Source organism: Pseudomonas sp. 10S4, assembly GCF_034344865.1.
In the GTDB taxonomy this organism is placed as follows: Bacteria; Pseudomonadota; Gammaproteobacteria; order Pseudomonadales; family Pseudomonadaceae; genus Aquipseudomonas.
Window position 1 is genome coordinate 5,269,236 of record NZ_CP133774.1, and the last position, 14,777, is coordinate 5,284,012.

Here is a 14,777-nt window from a genome sequence, read left to right on the forward strand (position 1 = left end):
ATGACTTCACGCTGGACCACCGCAGTACTGGACACCGATCAACCCGGCGGCTGGGCCGTGGCACGCAGCCCCGAAGGCTTTCTGTTCGATGACAATGGCGCGCTGTTCCCACGGGAATGGCTCAAGCGCCAGGACTTGTCGATCCTGGCGGAACACGGTATCGGTCACCTTGATGGCGAACCGGTCTATCTGATCGAGTTGAGTAGCCACAGCGAAGTGCCGGGCTGCAACTGGAAAGGCCTGCGGGCGTTCATGCTGGAAGGCGATCACACGGTGTACCGGATTCTCGGTTATGCCGCGCAGATCGGCACCTGGTACCGCGAACACCGTTTTTGCGGTAACTGCGGGCAGGCGACCCAACAGGTTCCCCGTGAGCGGGCGATGTACTGCGAGCCTTGCGATATCCGCTATTACCCGCGGATTTCACCGAGCATGATCGTGCTGGTCACCCGTGGCGATGAAGTGTTGCTGGCCCGTTCGCCACGCTTTGTCACCGGGGTCTATAGCACGCTGGCCGGGTTTGCCGAACCGGGGGAGTCGGCCGAGGAATGCCTGATTCGCGAGGTTCGCGAAGAAGTGCAGATCGAGGTCAAGAATATCCAGTACATGGGCAGCCAGTGCTGGCCGTTCCCGCACTCGATGATGCTGGGCTTCCACGCCGAATACGCCGGTGGCGAGATCGTCTGTCAGGAGGACGAGATCGAAGACGCCCAGTGGTTCAACATTCACGCGATGCCGCCATTGCCGGCATCACGCTCGATTGCCCGTTATCTGATCGATGTCTACCTGGCGCGGCGCTTAGGCCACGCTGAACCAGTGCTGCCAGGCTAGGCGCACGGTCAGGCCCAGCACCACGGTGATGAACACCGGGCGAATGAACTTGGCTCCGCCGCTGATGGCGGAGCGTGCGCCGAAGAATGCACCGACCATCACCGAAAGGCCCATGCTCAGGCCGATGATCCAGTCCACTTGACCCGAAAATACGAACACCGACAGCGCCGCAATGTTGCTGACGAAGTTCATGCTGCGGGCTACGCCGCTGGCTTTCACCAGGTCAATGGGGTACATCAGCATGCTGCTGACGGTCCAGAACGCACCCGTGCCGGGGCCGGCCACACCGTCATAGAAACCGAGGCTGAAGCCTTGGGTCGATTGCCACTTTTTCTTGATCGGAGCGTCGCTGTCCAGCGGCGCTTTTGGCGTGCCACCAAACAACAGGTAGATGCCACAGGCGAAGACAATCACCGGCAGCATCTTGTTCAGCCATTCCGCCGGCAGATAGTGGGCGACCACCGCACCGGTCAGCGCGCCGACCAGGGTGCCAATAATGGCGTGCACCCACTGTTTGGGGTGAAACAGCTTGCGGCGGTAGAAGGTGAAACTGGCGGTGGCCGAGCCGAAGGTCGAACTCAGTTTGTTGGTGCCCAGCACCAGGTGCGGGGGCAGGCCGGCGGTCAGCAAGGCAGGTGTGGTCAACAGACCGCCGCCGCCGGCAATGGCGTCGATGAAACCGGCAATGAAAGCGACGAAGGCCAGAATGGCCAGAGTGGTGAGGTCAACGCTAAGTTCGAAAGGCATGGAATCGGCTTATTCGGCGGGGCGCAGAAAGTGGGCTGCGGGGAAGGCCGATATCTTACCTATATCCAACCTTTGCGGCGACCCGTCTGGCCTCTTCGCGGGCAAGCCTCGCTCCTACGGGGAACACGATCAACCGTAGGAGCGAGGCTTGCCCGCGAAGGCATCATCCCAGCCAATACATCACTTAACCTGAGGCCCATTCCCGATCTGCCACACAAACGGCGGCTCAGCCCCGTTAATTTCCCAATCCCCGATAATCCGGGCCTTGTAGATCACCGGGTTATGCGACGACACCGTCCGCGCATTGCGCCAATGCCGATCCAGGGATTTACCCTGACGAATATCCGACGCCCCGAGCGCATTGAACAGTTCGCTGGTAGCGCGTTGAATCAGTTCCGTCACCACCACTTGAGCCTTGGCCGATTCGATCTCTGCTGCAACATTCGCCGCCCGCTCCAACACCTCATCACCAGAGAAACGTGCCTCGTAAGCGCGCTGTGCCGGTTGTGCGGCTTTTAGCGTGCTGGCCTCGGCGGCATACACCAACGCCGAGATTTCCCCGACCACTTGCTGTACTTGCGAATCCTGACTGACATGCTGGGCGTTGCCATGGCTGTAGATGCGTTTGCGCTCGCGCACTTGATGCGCCACATCGCGCAACGCCGCGCGGCCGATCCCGGCGAGGGTCGCCAGCAGCACCAATTGATAGAACGCCGTCTGGTATTTGAAGCGGGTGGCGAAGTCGATGATGTTTTCGGCGTCCACTTCGGCATCGGTAAACCGCGACGTACCGCTGCCGGTGGTGCGCTGGCCGAAACCGTCCCAGTCATCGCTCTGCACAATGCCAGGCTGGCGGGTGCGCACCGCAGCAATCACGTCGCCGCCGGTATCGCTGCGCTGGGCGTAGACGTCGATCCAGTCAGAGAAAATGCTGCCGGTGCTGTAGAACTTCTCGCCGTTGAGCCGCCATTGATCGCCGTGGGGCGAGACTTTGGTGATCACATCGCCGATGGACACGCTGCCAATTTCGGTCCACGCGCAGCCGACGAAGTCGCCGGCCACGAAGCGCTTGAACCAGACATCCCGAGCCGGGCCGGGCGCAGCGTTGAGGCGGTCCTCGGCAAACGCGAAATGTCCGCGCAAGGCTTGGGGGACGTTGGAATCGGCTTCGGCCAGTTCGATCAGCAGTTCAAATAATTGCGGGACCGAAGCACCGCCGCCGCCATATTCCACCGGGACCCGGATGGCACCGAAACCGGCGTCCTTGAGCCATTGGATGGGTTCGTAAGGCAGGCTGCGGGTTTGTTCGCGTTCAACGGCGCCGGCGGCGATTCGTTCGAAGATCGGCCGGAAGCGTGCGGCCAGGGTTTCGTAGTCGGTGCCGGTGGATAGGGGGTTGATAACGTGGTGTTCGGTCATGGGACGGTTCCTCGGGGCGGCAGTAAAAGGCTTTGAGTCTGCCAAGAGCGATTGCATGGTCCATGCCGAAGTTGTCAGGCCATGGTTTGTTGGAGGATGTAGGTTTTAACGAGGTATGAACTGTTGCTGTACCAACAGCGCAGCAGCAAATTGCCCCTGACACACCCTCGACCTATGGCAAAAGGCATTCCTGTGGAGAGGGAGTTTGCTCCCGCTTGAGTGCGCAGCGCTCACAATATTTTGGGGCCGCTGCGCAGCCCAGCGGGAGCAAGCTCCCTCGCCACAAGTGTCATACGCCACAAGGAATCAGTGCTGGCACGGTTGCTGCTCTGGTCCAAGGACTTCCCAAAAGTCCCGAGGACAAGCCTATGAGTCAGCAAGCCGTCAAATTTGCCTATTGGGTGCCGAACGTCAGCGGCGGGCTGGTGGTCAGCAAGATCGAGCAGCGCACCCACTGGGGCATTGATTACAACCGCAAACTGGCGCAACTGGCCGAAGAGGCCGGGTTTGAATACGCCTTGACCCAGATTCGTTTCACCGCCGGTTACGGCGCCGAGTTCCAGCATGAATCGGTTGCCTTCAGCCACGCGCTGCTGGCGGCCACGACCAAACTCAAGGTGATCGCCGCGATCCTGCCCGGCCCGTGGCAACCAGCGCTGGCGGCCAAGCAACTGGCGACCATCGATCAACTGACTAACGGCCGGGTGGCGGTGAACATTGTCAGCGGCTGGTTCAAGGGTGAATTCCAGGCAATCGGCGAGCATTGGCTGGAGCACGACGAGCGTTATCGCCGTTCGGAAGAATTCATCCGCTCGCTCAAGGGCATCTGGAGCCAGGACAACTTCACCTTTCGCGGCGACTTCTACCGCTTCGACAATTACAGCCTCAAGCCCAAGCCACTGGGTCAACCGGAAATCTTCCAGGGCGGCAGTTCACGCGCCGCACGGGACATGGCGGCGCGGGTGTCGGACTGGTATTTCACCAACGGCAACACCCCCGAAGGCATCAAGGCTCAGGTCGACGACATTCGAACCAAGGCTGCGGTGAACAATCATTCGGTGAAGGTCGGGGTGAACGCTTTTGTCATTGCCCGTGACACCGAAGAGGAAGCGCGTGCGGTGTTGGCGCAGATCATCGACCAGGCCGATCCGGAAGCGGTGAATGCCTTTGGCGACGCAGCGAAACAGGCGGGCAGGGCGTCACCGGAAGGCGAGGGCAATTGGGCCAAGTCGACGTTCGAGGATCTGGTGCAGTACAACGACGGGTTCAAGACCAACCTGATCGGCACGCCGCAACAGATTGCCGAGCGCATTGTGGCGTTGAAAGCGGTGGGCGTGGATTTGGTGTTGGCGGGGTTCCTGCACTTCCAGGAAGAAGTGGAGTACTTCGGCAAACGCGTGTTGCCGTTGGTGCGTGAGCTAGAGGCCAAGGCCGGCGTGAAGCAGCAAGCTGCGATCGCCTAAACACCACAAAACCCCTGCGGGAGCGGGCTTGCTCGCGAAAGCAGTGTGTCAGTCGACATTAATGTCTACTGACACGGCCTCTTCGCGAGCAAGCCCGCTCCCACATTGGAGCTGTGTGGAATTACAGACCGAGGTCCGACAGGCCCGGGTGATCGTCCGGACGACGCCCCAACGGCCAATGGAATTTACGGTCGCTTTCCTTGATCGGCAGGTCGTTGATGCAGGCGTAACGGTTGAACATCAGGCCTTGCTCATCGAACTCCCAGTTTTCGTTGCCGTAGGAGCGGAACCAGTTGCCCGAGTCGTCGTGCCATTCATAGGCGTAGCGCACGGCGATGCGGTTGCCGGTAAAGGCCCAGAGTTCCTTGATCAGTCGGTAATCCAGCTCCTTGGCCCATTTACGGGTCAGGAACCCCTTGGCTTCTTCGCGGTTGTTGGCGAACTCGGCGCGGTTCCGCCATTTAGTGTCCAGGGTGTATGCCAGGGACACGCGCTGCGGGTCGCGGGAATTCCAGCCGTCTTCAGCCAGTCGAACTTTTTCGATGGCCGATTCACGGGTGAATGGCGGTAATGGCGGACGAACTTCGGCATTAGATGACATTTAAATGTCTCCTTCTCAAAGTAAAGTTCAAGCAAGTTGTCGGGCTTGATTAAGCGGTTACAGGTCCAATAACTTTCGCGCCATGCATTGCGCATTATCGGCGGCACTGTGATCACCCATCACAAGCGCAACGGTAATGGCACCATCGATCAGGATCAGCAGCTGTTGGGCCAGTGCCTGCGGGTCGGTAGCGCCATGTTCGGTGCAGAGCTCGCGCACGTAGTCGAGCAGCTTTTGTTTATGCTCTTTGGCGACCAGCCGAACCGGGTCTTGCGGGTCGCCGGTTTCGCCGCTGGTGTTAATGAAGGCGCAGCCGCGAAAGCCTTCCGAGTCGAACCAGGCCTTGAGCACGGTAAACAGGTTAAGGAGCCGGTCGGCCGGGGTCGCGGCTTTGTCGACTTCAGTCCTGAACCAGAGCATCCAGCGCACATCGCGGCGTTGCAGGGCCGCGACGGTGAGCTCCTCCTTGTTGGCGAAGTAGCGGTAGATACTCTTTCTGGAGACGCCGGCAGTTTTCACCAGGAGATCCATGCCGGTGGCTGCGATGCCACTTTTGTAGATCAGCTTTTCGGTGACGTCCAGAATGATGTCGCGTGTGTCGTTGCTAGTGATTTCGTTCATGCGACAAACAGTAGAACGATCGTTCTCCTTGGTCAAGCAGGTATTTGCATCGCACATGAAATCGCCATCGCGAGCAAGCTCGCTCCCACATTTAAAATGCATTCCCCCTGTGGGAGCGAGCTTGCTCGCGATGGCGGTATTACTGACACCGAGAAGACCCAAACCCACACATGGTGTAAGCTCTCGGGTTCTTCGGATTCGACCTTTTTGCGAGCCTTATGCCGTCGCTTTTCAAACGCTCTTTGCTGCCCAAACTGCGCAGTTTTCCGCTGACCGCCGATGCCGTGACCATTCTGTCCGGCGCCGCCGAGTACCGTCGTTGCCTGCTTGAGAAAATCGCCCAGGCGACCCAGCGCATTTATATCGTCGCGCTGTACTTGCAGCAGGACGAAGCCGGCCAGGAAATCCTCGATGCCTTGCACGCCGCCAAACTGGCGCGTCCGGAACTGGACGTGGTGGTGGTCGTCGACTGGCTGCGCGCCCAGCGTGGCTTGATCGGCGCCGGCAAGCAGCCGGGTAACTCGGCCTGGTATCAGGAAATGACCCGCACTCACGCAAGCGAAGTCCCGGTGTACGGCGTGCCGGTGCAAACCCGCGAGCTGTTCGGTGTGCTGCACTTGAAGGGTTTGGTGATCGACGATTGCGTGATCTACAGCGGCGCGAGCCTGAACAACGTTTACCTGCACAAATTCGACAAGTACCGCTACGACCGTTATCACCTGCTGCAGAACAGCGCGCTGGCCGATTCCATGCAGCACCTGATCCAGCACGGCCTGATCGCCTCCAAAGCGGTGCATCGCCTCGACCTGCCGAACCTGCCGACCACCCGCAGCCTGCGCAACGACATCGGCGACCTGCGCAGCCGTCTCAAACACGCGACCTACGACACCACCCAAGGCAGCACCGCCAAAGGTGAACTGTCGGTCAGCCCGTTGCTCGGCGTCGGCAAGAACAATCCGCTGAGCCGGGTGATTTGCGAGTTGATCGCCAGCGCCCAGCATCAGCTGACCATCTGCACGCCGTACTTCAACCTGCCGTTGGCGGTGACCCGGGAAGTCAACCGGGCCCTGGCACGTGGGGTGAAGATCGACATCATCGTCGGCGACAAGACCGCCAACGACTTCTACATCCCGCCGAGCGAGCCGTTCAAGGTGATCGCCGCGCTGCCGTACCTCTACGAGATCAGCTTGCGCCGCTTTGCCAAGCGTCATCAGCACAACATCGACAGCGGCCAGTTGAACCTGCATTTGTGGCGTGATGGCGACAACACCTATCACCTCAAGGGCATGTGGGTCGATCAGCGCTACACCTTGCTGACCGGCAACAACCTCAACCCGCGGGCGTTCCGTCTCGATCTGGAAAACGCCTTGCTGATTGATGACCCGAAAAGCGAGCTGATGGAGCCGCGCCGCAAAGAGCTGGCGGAGATCTTCGAGAACACCCGGCGTATCGAGCGTTACCTGGACCTGGAAACCCTGCCGGAATACCCGGGGGCGGTGGCCAAGTTTCTCAAGCGGGTGAGCCGAGTGCGGATCGAGCGATTGCTCTACCGGATGTTGTAAGCCCAAAAGCAAAAGATCGCAGCCTCCGGCAGCTCCTACATTAGAGGGTGTACACCCTGTAGGAGCTGCCGGAGGCTGCGATCTTTTCGCAAACAACGCCGATATTTAGTTCAGACCCAGCTTGCCACGCAGCGTCGACAAGTCTTCAGCCAAGGTGTTAACCGGGCCAACCAGCGCCTTACGGTCAGCCTCTTTCACTTTGTCATACGTTTCGAAACCGCCATCCTTGGTTTTGTACTTGGCCAGGATCTTGTTCACAGCAGCGAAGTTCTTGTCGACTTTGGCGACGAAGGCTTTGTCTTGCTGCTCGATCTGCGGACGGAACAGGTCGACGATTTTCTTCGCGCCGTCGATGTTGCCCTGGAAGTCATACAGGTCGGTGTGGCTGTAACGGTCTTCTTCACCGGAGATCTTGGTGGCAGCGACTTCTTCCAGCAGTGCAGCAGCACCGCCAACGACTTTTTCAGGCGGGAAGGTCAGGCCGGCAACGCGGGTTTGCAGGTCTTTGACGTCATTGTTCAGCTTGTCCGCCAGCGCGCCCAGGTCCTTGGTGCTCTTTTCCGAGAACAGGGTGTATTCGATGCGGTGGAAACCGGTGAAGTCATCGGCTTTCACGCCTTTTTCGTGGTCGTCGACACGGGAGTCGATGGACGCATCCAGGTCACTGAACAGCTCGGCAATCGGCTCGATCGACTCGTAGTAAACGCGGGTCGGTGCGTAGAGCTTTTGCGCGGTGGCCAGGTCGCCTTTTTTCACTGCATCAGTGAACTGTTGGGTGTGGCTGCCCAGTTGGTCCAGTTGTTCGGTGACGTAGATCTTGTAGTCCGAGACTGGCCCCACCAGATCCAGCGGCGCCGTCGCCGCGAAAGCCGAAAACGGGGTGTTGAGCAAGCCAAGGGTCAGCAGTAAAGCGAGTGGCGACTTTTTCATGGGACGGTACCGTGTTGGGGGTTGTTATGCGTTTGTTGTTGGTTGTGTAGCGTTCAGCAGCGAGCGACCGATAAAGTCCTTGTCGCCCGTCACACCCGGCAACGTGAAGAAGTACCCGCCGCCCACTGGCTTGAGGTATTCCTCCAACGGCTCGCCGTTGAGTCGGGTTTGTACGGTGATGAAGCCTTTTTGCAGGTCAGCCTGGTAGCAGATGAACAGCAGGCCCATTTCGAGCTGGCCGTTCTTGTTCACGCCGTTGGAGTAGTTGAACGGCCGGCGCAGGATCAGGTTGGCCTGGGTTTCGGCGGTGCGCGGGTTGGCCAGGCGAATGTGCGCGTCGAGCTTGGTTAGCTTGCCTTCAGGGTCCTTGGCGTAGTCCGGGACTTCGGTTTCGTGCTGGCAGCCCATGGGCGCGCCGGTGCTCTTGACCCGACCGAGGATGCTTTGCTGTTCCTGCAATGGCGTGCGGTCCCAGCGTTCGACGAAGTTGCGGATGATCCGCACGGCTTGGTAGCTGCCATTCGCGGCCCAGGCCGGTTCATCGCTGTCAGGCTGGACCCAGACGATCGCGTCCATGGCTTTGCCATCGTTGGAATCGGGGTTGGCCGAGCCATCGCGAAAACCAAGGAAGTTGCGCGCGCTCTGCGCCGGCACACCGGGTTTTGCCGGGGCTTGCGGCGGTACGCTGCCTTCCTGCTTCCAACGCACCAGCAGCAGGTCCGGCAGGTTTTTCACGATGTCACGCAGGGCGTGGATGTTGGTGTCGGTGGTGTTAGAGCAGAACTGCAAACTCAAGTCACCGTGGCAGCAATCGGCTTCCAGGGCATCGTTGGGGAAACCGACCATGCGGATCAGTCGCTTGGGTTTTGCACTGGCCAGGCCGAAGCGCTCGTCGAACAACGACTCGCCGACCGACACCGTAATAGTCAGGTTGTCCGGGGTGACCACCGGGCCGAGAATCCCCGAATCCACCGGCGGCAGTTTCGGATCAACCTGCGTGACTTCGCCGCCCTTCATCAGGAACGCGATGCGCTCGTTGAGGGTGCGGAACAGTCGCTCCAGGTCTTCACGATCGCTGGCCAACACATCGAACGACACCAACATGCCCGACGCCGGGCGCGGGGTGGTGATACCGGTCTGGTGCTTGCCATGGAAATCGTGGCGGTCTTCGGTCTTGTCGCTGCTCGGTGCTTCGGTAACCTGTGCAGGGCTGGCGGCGGCCATCGCCGGGCAGCTCAATGCAGTGCCGGCCAATGCGACACCGGCGGCGCCCATGCCCATTAATACGCGGCGACGCTGGGCTGAAAACTGTTCTAAATCTTTCATGTAAAAGGCGTCTTCTGCTTAAAGGCCGGAAAGGCCGAGGGCTGGATCGATTCCATCGAGTACGTCGGCCAAAGCCTTGGCCTTGTCAGCAATTTGCTTGCGCTGCTCGGCACTGACCGTGTCGTAGCTGGCGTAGCCATCCTTGACCTTGAGTCCGTTGAGTTCGGCGTCGAAAGCAGTGAGGGCCGCGTCGATTTTCGGCAACAGGTCGGCGGCGGACTTGGTCAGCAATGGCCGCAGCAGGTCGACGACTTTGCGCGCGGCATCGAGGTTGGCGGCGAAACCGTTCAGGTCGGTGTGGCTGTAGCGTTCTTCTTCGCCGCTGCTGGCGCGCACTTCGGCGATGCTCTTGAGATTGCGCACCACAATGCTCACCAGTTGCTCCGGCGGCAGCGACTGCGCGAGCAGTTGCTGTTTCAACGTGGTGATGTCGATGATCAATTGCATAGCCACCGGCGCCAGGGCGTCGAGTTTGCGTTGCTGAAACAGTGCGTATTCGAGGCGGTGGAAACCGACGAAGGCCGGGTCCTGTTCGCGTTTCTCGAAGTAATCGGCGCGGGCGTTGATTGCATTGTCCAGCTCGGCCAGACGCTGGGCGGCCGGGGCGATCCGTTGATAAGCGGCGCGGGCCGGCACGTAAAGGGCCTGGGCCTGGCTCAGATCGCCGGCTTCGATGGCTTGTTCAAGGGCGGTCACGGCTTTGATCAGCGCGCTGCTCTGGCTGCTCAGGTACACACGGAATTCCGACAGCGGACCGATAAACGCGACCATCGATGGACGCGCCTTGGCGGCGGCATCTGAGGCGGCGGTCGGGGTCACGTGCAAGGTGCCGCGCGGGTTGCTCAGCAAACCGCAGGTGATCGCGTAGTCGCCGGGCGCCAGGTTGGCGTTGATCACCTGGCTCAGGCCGGGCGCAATGTTTTCCCGTTCTTCGAGCACCAGCACGCCGTCGAGGATTTCCCATTCCACGGCACGGTCGGAGCGGTTGACGATGCGGAAACTGCTGCGCCCGGCCGGGACCGTCAGCGCATTCGGTTCGCAACTTTTAGGGTGAATGTTCACCACCACTTCGTCGTGGTTGGTCTGGCGCTTGGCAGCGGCCATTTTCGAGGCGTAGTAGAACAGGCCACCGGCGGCAATCATCACGATCACCGAACCGGCCACCGCCCAGCGCAACGCGCGGGGAGGGAAGCCACGGGAGGAGTAGGCGTTGACATGAAAGCCCTTACTGGCTGGAAACGGAAGTTGCTTGCTTGGTGGGCTCGGCAGCCGGGAGGAAGAACATCACCAGCGCCACCACCAGATAAATCAGATACGCCCCGAGGGTGCTGACGGTCGGCGCGTCCTGGTAACCGAACATGCCGGCCAGCACCGAGCCCAGCGGGCCGTCCATCGGCAGCGTGGCGCTAAAGTCGAAGAGCACGGTTTGCAGGTGATTCCAGACGCCCGCTTCATGCAGCGCTTGCACCGAGTTGGAGAGGATGCCGGCGGCGACGACCAGGATGAACAAACCGGTCCAGCGGAAGAACGCGCCGAGGTTGAGGCGCATGCTGCCGGTGTAGATCAGGAAACCAACGATGATCGCCAGAATCAGGCCGAGCAGGGCGCCGATCGGTGCGGCGGGGCCTTCACTCTGCTGAAACACCGCGAGCAGGAAGAACACCGTTTCCAGACCTTCCCGGGCCACGGCGAAAAACACCATAGCGATCAGCGCGGTGACCTGATGCTTGGAGCCGGCCAAGGCGTGATCGAGGGAGACATGCAGGGAATGCTTGATCGAACGCGCAACTTTGCGCATCCAGAACACCATGGAACTGAGGATGCCGACAGCCACCAAACCGACGATGCCTTCGAACAGTTCCTGTTGTTTCTGCGGGAATTCGGCGCTCATGAGTTCCAGGCCACCACCGACCAGCAAGGCCAGTGCAGCGGCGAGGAACACGCCGATCCACACGGCAGGCATCCACTGGCCGCGGCCGGTTTGCTTGAGGTAGCTGGCGATGATGCCAACGATCAGCGCGGCTTCAATGCCTTCGCGCAGCATGATCAGAAAGGGAACAAGCATTCAGCACCGTGGTGTCGTTAGAGAGGATGCTAATTTGTAACATAATGACACTCATTCTCAAACAAGTCTGATTGACTTTTATCTGAACCTAAGCTGAACGGCTCAAAAGATCACCTCCGTCCTTTGTGGGAGCGGGCTTGCTCGCGAAGGGGTTGTGTCAGTCGGCATTGATGTTGGCTGACACTCCGTCTTCGCGAGCAAGCCCGCTCCCACAGGGATCTGCGCTGGGCTAATATGCCCACCACTCCAAGAACAAGGCTCACCCCGCTAAATGTCGGAAAAAGACACCATCGCCATTCAACTGGTGCGTGAAGCCCTGTTGCAAAGTTGCGCCCCGGGGGCTGCCACCGAAGAGGTGTTGCACAAAGTCGGTATCGATCCGGCGCTGTTAAACTCGCCCGACGCCCGAGTCCCGGCCACCGCGTATGCACGGTTGTGGCGTCTGCTGGCCCGGCGCGGGGACGATGAGTTTTTCGGCATGGACCCGCGCCAGCTCAAATCCGGCAGCCTTGAGTTCTTGTGCCGCTGCGCCATGGTCCAACCGAACCTCGCCGCTGGGCTCACCTCGGGCCTGAGCTTTTTGTCGTTGATGCTCGAACACCTGCCCGCGCAACTGGTGCACCAGCAAAGCCTGGCCGAAATCGTCTTGCTGGAAGATGAGCAGGACCCGCGCCGGGCCTTTACCTATTTCACTTATTGGATGATCGTCCACGGCGTCGCCTGTTGGTTGGCGGGGCGGCGGATTCCGATTCTGGCCATCGAACTGCGCTGCCCGGCGCCGGATTTCTGCGATGACTATCAGGTGATGTTTTCCGAGAACCTGCGCTTCGACCGTCCCCGCACGCGGATGATTTTCGCCGCCGATTGCCTGGACCTGCCGATCAAGCGCAGCCCGGAAGAACTCAAACGGTTCCTGGCCCACGCACCGGCCAATATCCTGGTCAAATACCGCGACCCGGAAAGCCTGGCCAGCCGGATCAAACACGATCTGCGACAACTGCCCGCCGAGCAATGGCCGGAAACCGAGGCTTTGGCCCAGCAACTATGTATGTCGGCCTCGACCCTGAGGCGGCGTCTGGCTGAAGAAGGGCAGACTTGGCAGGGCCTGAAGGACAGCGTGCGCAAGGAATTGGCCATCGTCTGGCTGGCAGAACCTTCGATCAGCTTTGCCGAGATTGCGGCGCGGTTAGGGTTTGCCGATACGAGTTCGTTTTATAAGGCGTTTCGCAAGTGGTCAGGGTCGAATCCGGGGCATTACCGGAGTTTGATTCTTAACGAAGCGAGCTGAGCCAGCACTTGCGTTGATGGAGCCGGCCTCTTCGCGGGCAAGCCTCGCTCCTACAGGGATCGCGTAAACCCTGTAGGAGCGAGGCTTGCCCGCGAAGGCGCCTGACCAGACAACACACCTCTCAAATTTTGGCCAAACCAGTCACGCAACTTGATAGCTTTGACCATTGCCCCACACCCCGCGCAGCGCGAGTATTCCTGTGTTAATTACGGTTCCCCCAACCTAATAAAAATACAGAGGGATTCTGGCAATGCGCGATTACTTGTCTGCTACATCACCGTTCGATTACCAGCACACTGTGGAGGCCGCACTTGCCGGCGATTTGACTGCGCTTAACGCCTGCGTCGAGTGTTGCGACCGTCACGCGTTGCCAGGTCGCATCGCGCTGTTCTGGGAGGGTCGTGACGGCGCAAGCGCGACGTACACCTTCAGCGATTTGCAGGACAAGGCTGCGCGTTTCGCCAATTTCCTTCTCACACAGGGCGTGCAGAAGGGTGACAAGGTCGCCGGCCTGCTGCCACGCAACATTGAATTGCTGATCACTGTATTCGCCACCTGGCGCATCGGCGCGGTCTATCAGCCGCTGTTTACCGCGTTCGGCCCGAAAGCCATCGAACATCGCTTGAACAGCTCCGGTGCCAAAGTGGTCGTGACTGACGCGGTCAATCGGCCGAAACTCGCTGAAGTCGCCGATTGCCCAACCATCGTTACCGTTGGCGGCGCTAAAGGGCAGGGGATTGTCCGTGGCGATTACAGTTTCTGGGCCGAACAAGCCAATTATTCCCCCGAGTGCGAACCGGTACTGATGACCGGCGAAGACCCATTCCTGCTGATGTTCACCTCGGGCACCACCGCGCCCGTCGAAAGCGCTGTCGGTACCGCTTAAAGCCATCGTCGCTTTCCAGAGTTACACCCGCGACGCCGTGGACTTGCGCCCGGAAGACGCGTTCTGGAACGTTGCCGATCCGGGCTGGGCTTATGGCATTTACTTCGGCGTGACCGGGCCGATGTCGATGGGGCACCCGATCACCTTCTACGATGGCCCGTTCACCCTCGAAAGCACCTGCCGGGTGATCAACAAATACAACATCACCAACCTGACCGGCTCGCCGACCGCTTACCGTCTGCTGATTGCCGGTGGCAACGAATTCGCTCGTTCGATCAAAGGCAAGTTGCGCATCGTCAGCAGCGCCGGCGAGCCGCTGAACCCGGAAGTGATCCGCTGGTTCGCCGACAACCTCGATGTGGTTATCCACGACCACTACGGCCAGACCGAGCTCGGCATGGTCCTGTGCAACCACCACGGCCTGGAGCACCCGATCCACATGGGCGCCGCCGGTTTTGCTTCGCCTGGCCATCGGATTGTGGTGCTTGATGACGACTACAACGAACTGAGCGTCGGCCAGCCGGGCATTCTGGCCATCGACCGTACCCAGTCGCCGATGTGCTGGTTCAACGGCTACGAAGGCGCCCCGACCAAGGCCTTCGTCGGCAACTATTACCTGAGCGGCGACACCGTCGAGTGGAACCCGGACGGCAGCATCAGCTTCGTCGGCCGTAGCGACGACGTGATCACCACCTCCGGCTACCGCGTCGGCCCGTTCGACGTCGAAAGCGCGTTGATCGAACACCCGGCCGTGATCGAAGCCGCAGTGGTCGGCAAACCCGATCCGGAACGCACCGAACTGGTCAAAGCCTTCGTGGTGATTGGCGAGCAATACCGCGCCACGCCGGAACTGGCCGAAGAACTGCGCCAACACGTGCGCAAGCGCCTGGCCGCGCACTCGTACCCCCGTGAAATTGAATTTGTCAGCGAGTTGCCGAAAACCCCAAGCGGAAAATTGCAGCGCTTTATCTTGCGCAACCAGGAAATCGCCAAGGCTCAAGAGGCCGCGGCTCACAAAGCTTCTGCTTGAATCGAAGG

General features: G+C 60.1%; 11 protein-coding genes and 2 pseudogenes. 5 read left to right on the forward strand and 8 right to left on the reverse strand.

The annotated features are described in order from the left end of the window. On the forward strand, positions 1 to 831 hold the full coding sequence (gene nudC / locus RHM58_RS24730; RefSeq protein ID WP_201203763.1) for an NAD(+) diphosphatase: 831 nt from the start codon (positions 1 to 3) through the stop codon (positions 829 to 831). Here the strand turns inward: nudC and RHM58_RS24735 are convergent. Together RHM58_RS24735 and RHM58_RS24740 are read right to left on the reverse strand one after the other, a co-directional pair. Further along, a complete protein-coding gene (locus RHM58_RS24735) occupies positions 799 to 1,578 on the reverse strand; it encodes a TSUP family transporter (RefSeq protein ID WP_201203761.1) in 780 nt (259 codons plus the stop codon). The genes nudC and RHM58_RS24735 overlap by 33 nt on opposite strands. A 180-nt stretch (positions 1,579 to 1,758) precedes the next feature. Beyond that, positions 1,759 to 2,997: an acyl-CoA dehydrogenase family protein gene (locus RHM58_RS24740; protein ID WP_322268428.1), complete on the reverse strand. Its 1,239-nt coding sequence runs from the start codon at positions 2,995 to 2,997 to the stop codon at positions 1,759 to 1,761. Positions 2,998 to 3,365: 368 nt separating this feature from the next. Between RHM58_RS24740 and sfnG the strand changes: the two genes are divergently transcribed. Continuing rightward, the gene (gene sfnG / locus RHM58_RS24745) at positions 3,366 to 4,460 is read left to right on the forward strand and encodes a dimethylsulfone monooxygenase SfnG (protein ID WP_201203759.1); all 1,095 of its coding nucleotides are present in this window, start codon (positions 3,366 to 3,368) and stop codon (positions 4,458 to 4,460) included. Between the two features lie 121 nt (positions 4,461 to 4,581). Here sfnG and RHM58_RS24750 read toward each other — a convergent pair whose 3' ends face one another. Both RHM58_RS24750 and RHM58_RS24755 read right to left on the reverse strand, forming a co-directional pair. Next, complete coding sequence (locus tag RHM58_RS24750) at positions 4,582 to 5,061, reverse strand: DUF1348 family protein (protein WP_201203757.1); 480 nt, start codon at positions 5,059 to 5,061, stop codon at positions 4,582 to 4,584. A gap of 57 nt (positions 5,062 to 5,118) precedes the next feature. Continuing rightward, the gene (locus RHM58_RS24755) at positions 5,119 to 5,682 is read right to left on the reverse strand and encodes a TetR/AcrR family transcriptional regulator (protein ID WP_201205272.1); all 564 of its coding nucleotides are present in this window, start codon (positions 5,680 to 5,682) and stop codon (positions 5,119 to 5,121) included. A 218-nt stretch (positions 5,683 to 5,900) separates the two neighbouring features. On the opposite strand from RHM58_RS24755, the gene pssA reads away from it, so the two are divergent. Continuing rightward, a complete protein-coding gene (pssA, locus tag RHM58_RS24760) occupies positions 5,901 to 7,244 on the forward strand; it encodes a CDP-diacylglycerol--serine O-phosphatidyltransferase (RefSeq protein ID WP_322268429.1) in 1,344 nt (447 codons plus the stop codon). 105 nt (positions 7,245 to 7,349) lie between these two features. On the opposite strand, the gene efeO (RHM58_RS24765) is transcribed toward pssA, so the two are convergent. The 4 genes and pseudogenes from efeO (RHM58_RS24765) to efeU form a co-directional block, all read right to left on the reverse strand. Next, positions 7,350 to 8,174: an iron uptake system protein EfeO gene (gene efeO, locus RHM58_RS24765; protein WP_201203752.1), complete on the reverse strand. Its 825-nt coding sequence runs from the start codon at positions 8,172 to 8,174 to the stop codon at positions 7,350 to 7,352. Between the two features lie 24 nt (positions 8,175 to 8,198). Next, on the reverse strand, positions 8,199 to 9,500 hold the full coding sequence (gene efeB / locus RHM58_RS24770) for an iron uptake transporter deferrochelatase/peroxidase subunit (RefSeq protein ID WP_201203750.1): 1,302 nt from the start codon (positions 9,498 to 9,500) through the stop codon (positions 8,199 to 8,201). Positions 9,501 to 9,518: 18 nt separating this feature from the next. Further along, positions 9,519 to 10,717 (reverse strand): annotated as a pseudogene (gene efeO, locus RHM58_RS24775) (iron uptake system protein EfeO). 8 nt (positions 10,718 to 10,725) lie between these two features. Next, positions 10,726 to 11,565 (reverse strand): iron uptake transporter permease EfeU, encoded by an 840-nt coding sequence (gene efeU / locus RHM58_RS24780; RefSeq protein ID WP_201203747.1) that lies wholly within the window; start codon positions 11,563 to 11,565, stop codon positions 10,726 to 10,728. A 271-nt stretch (positions 11,566 to 11,836) separates the two neighbouring features. On the opposite strand from efeU, the gene RHM58_RS24785 reads away from it, so the two are divergent. Next, complete coding sequence (locus RHM58_RS24785; RefSeq protein WP_201257224.1) at positions 11,837 to 12,853, forward strand: AraC family transcriptional regulator; 1,017 nt, start codon at positions 11,837 to 11,839, stop codon at positions 12,851 to 12,853. Between the two features lie 250 nt (positions 12,854 to 13,103). Continuing rightward, a pseudogene (locus tag RHM58_RS24790) lies at positions 13,104 to 14,769 on the forward strand (AMP-binding protein). Positions 14,770 to 14,777: the final 8 nt, after the last annotated feature.

Excerpts from the sequence above, each read along its gene's own strand:
- nudC (WP_201203763.1), top strand. The coding sequence starts at position 1 with ATGACTTCACGCTGGACCACCGCAGTACTGGACACCGATCAACCCGGC.
- RHM58_RS24735 (WP_201203761.1), bottom strand. The coding sequence starts at position 1,578 with ATGCCTTTCGAACTTAGCGTTGACCTCACCACTCTGGCCATTCTGGCC.
- RHM58_RS24740 (WP_322268428.1), bottom strand. The coding sequence starts at position 2,997 with ATGACCGAACACCACGTTATCAACCCCCTATCCACCGGCACCGACTAC.
- sfnG (WP_201203759.1), top strand. The coding sequence starts at position 3,366 with ATGAGTCAGCAAGCCGTCAAATTTGCCTATTGGGTGCCGAACGTCAGC.
- RHM58_RS24750 (WP_201203757.1), bottom strand. The coding sequence starts at position 5,061 with ATGTCATCTAATGCCGAAGTTCGTCCGCCATTACCGCCATTCACCCGT.
- RHM58_RS24755 (WP_201205272.1), bottom strand. The coding sequence starts at position 5,682 with ATGAACGAAATCACTAGCAACGACACACGCGACATCATTCTGGACGTC.
- pssA (WP_322268429.1), top strand. The coding sequence starts at position 5,901 with ATGCCGTCGCTTTTCAAACGCTCTTTGCTGCCCAAACTGCGCAGTTTT.
- efeO (WP_201203752.1), bottom strand. The coding sequence starts at position 8,174 with ATGAAAAAGTCGCCACTCGCTTTACTGCTGACCCTTGGCTTGCTCAAC.
- efeB (WP_201203750.1), bottom strand. The coding sequence starts at position 9,500 with ATGAAAGATTTAGAACAGTTTTCAGCCCAGCGTCGCCGCGTATTAATG.
- efeU (WP_201203747.1), bottom strand. The coding sequence starts at position 11,565 with ATGCTTGTTCCCTTTCTGATCATGCTGCGCGAAGGCATTGAAGCCGCG.
- RHM58_RS24785 (WP_201257224.1), top strand. The coding sequence starts at position 11,837 with ATGTCGGAAAAAGACACCATCGCCATTCAACTGGTGCGTGAAGCCCTG.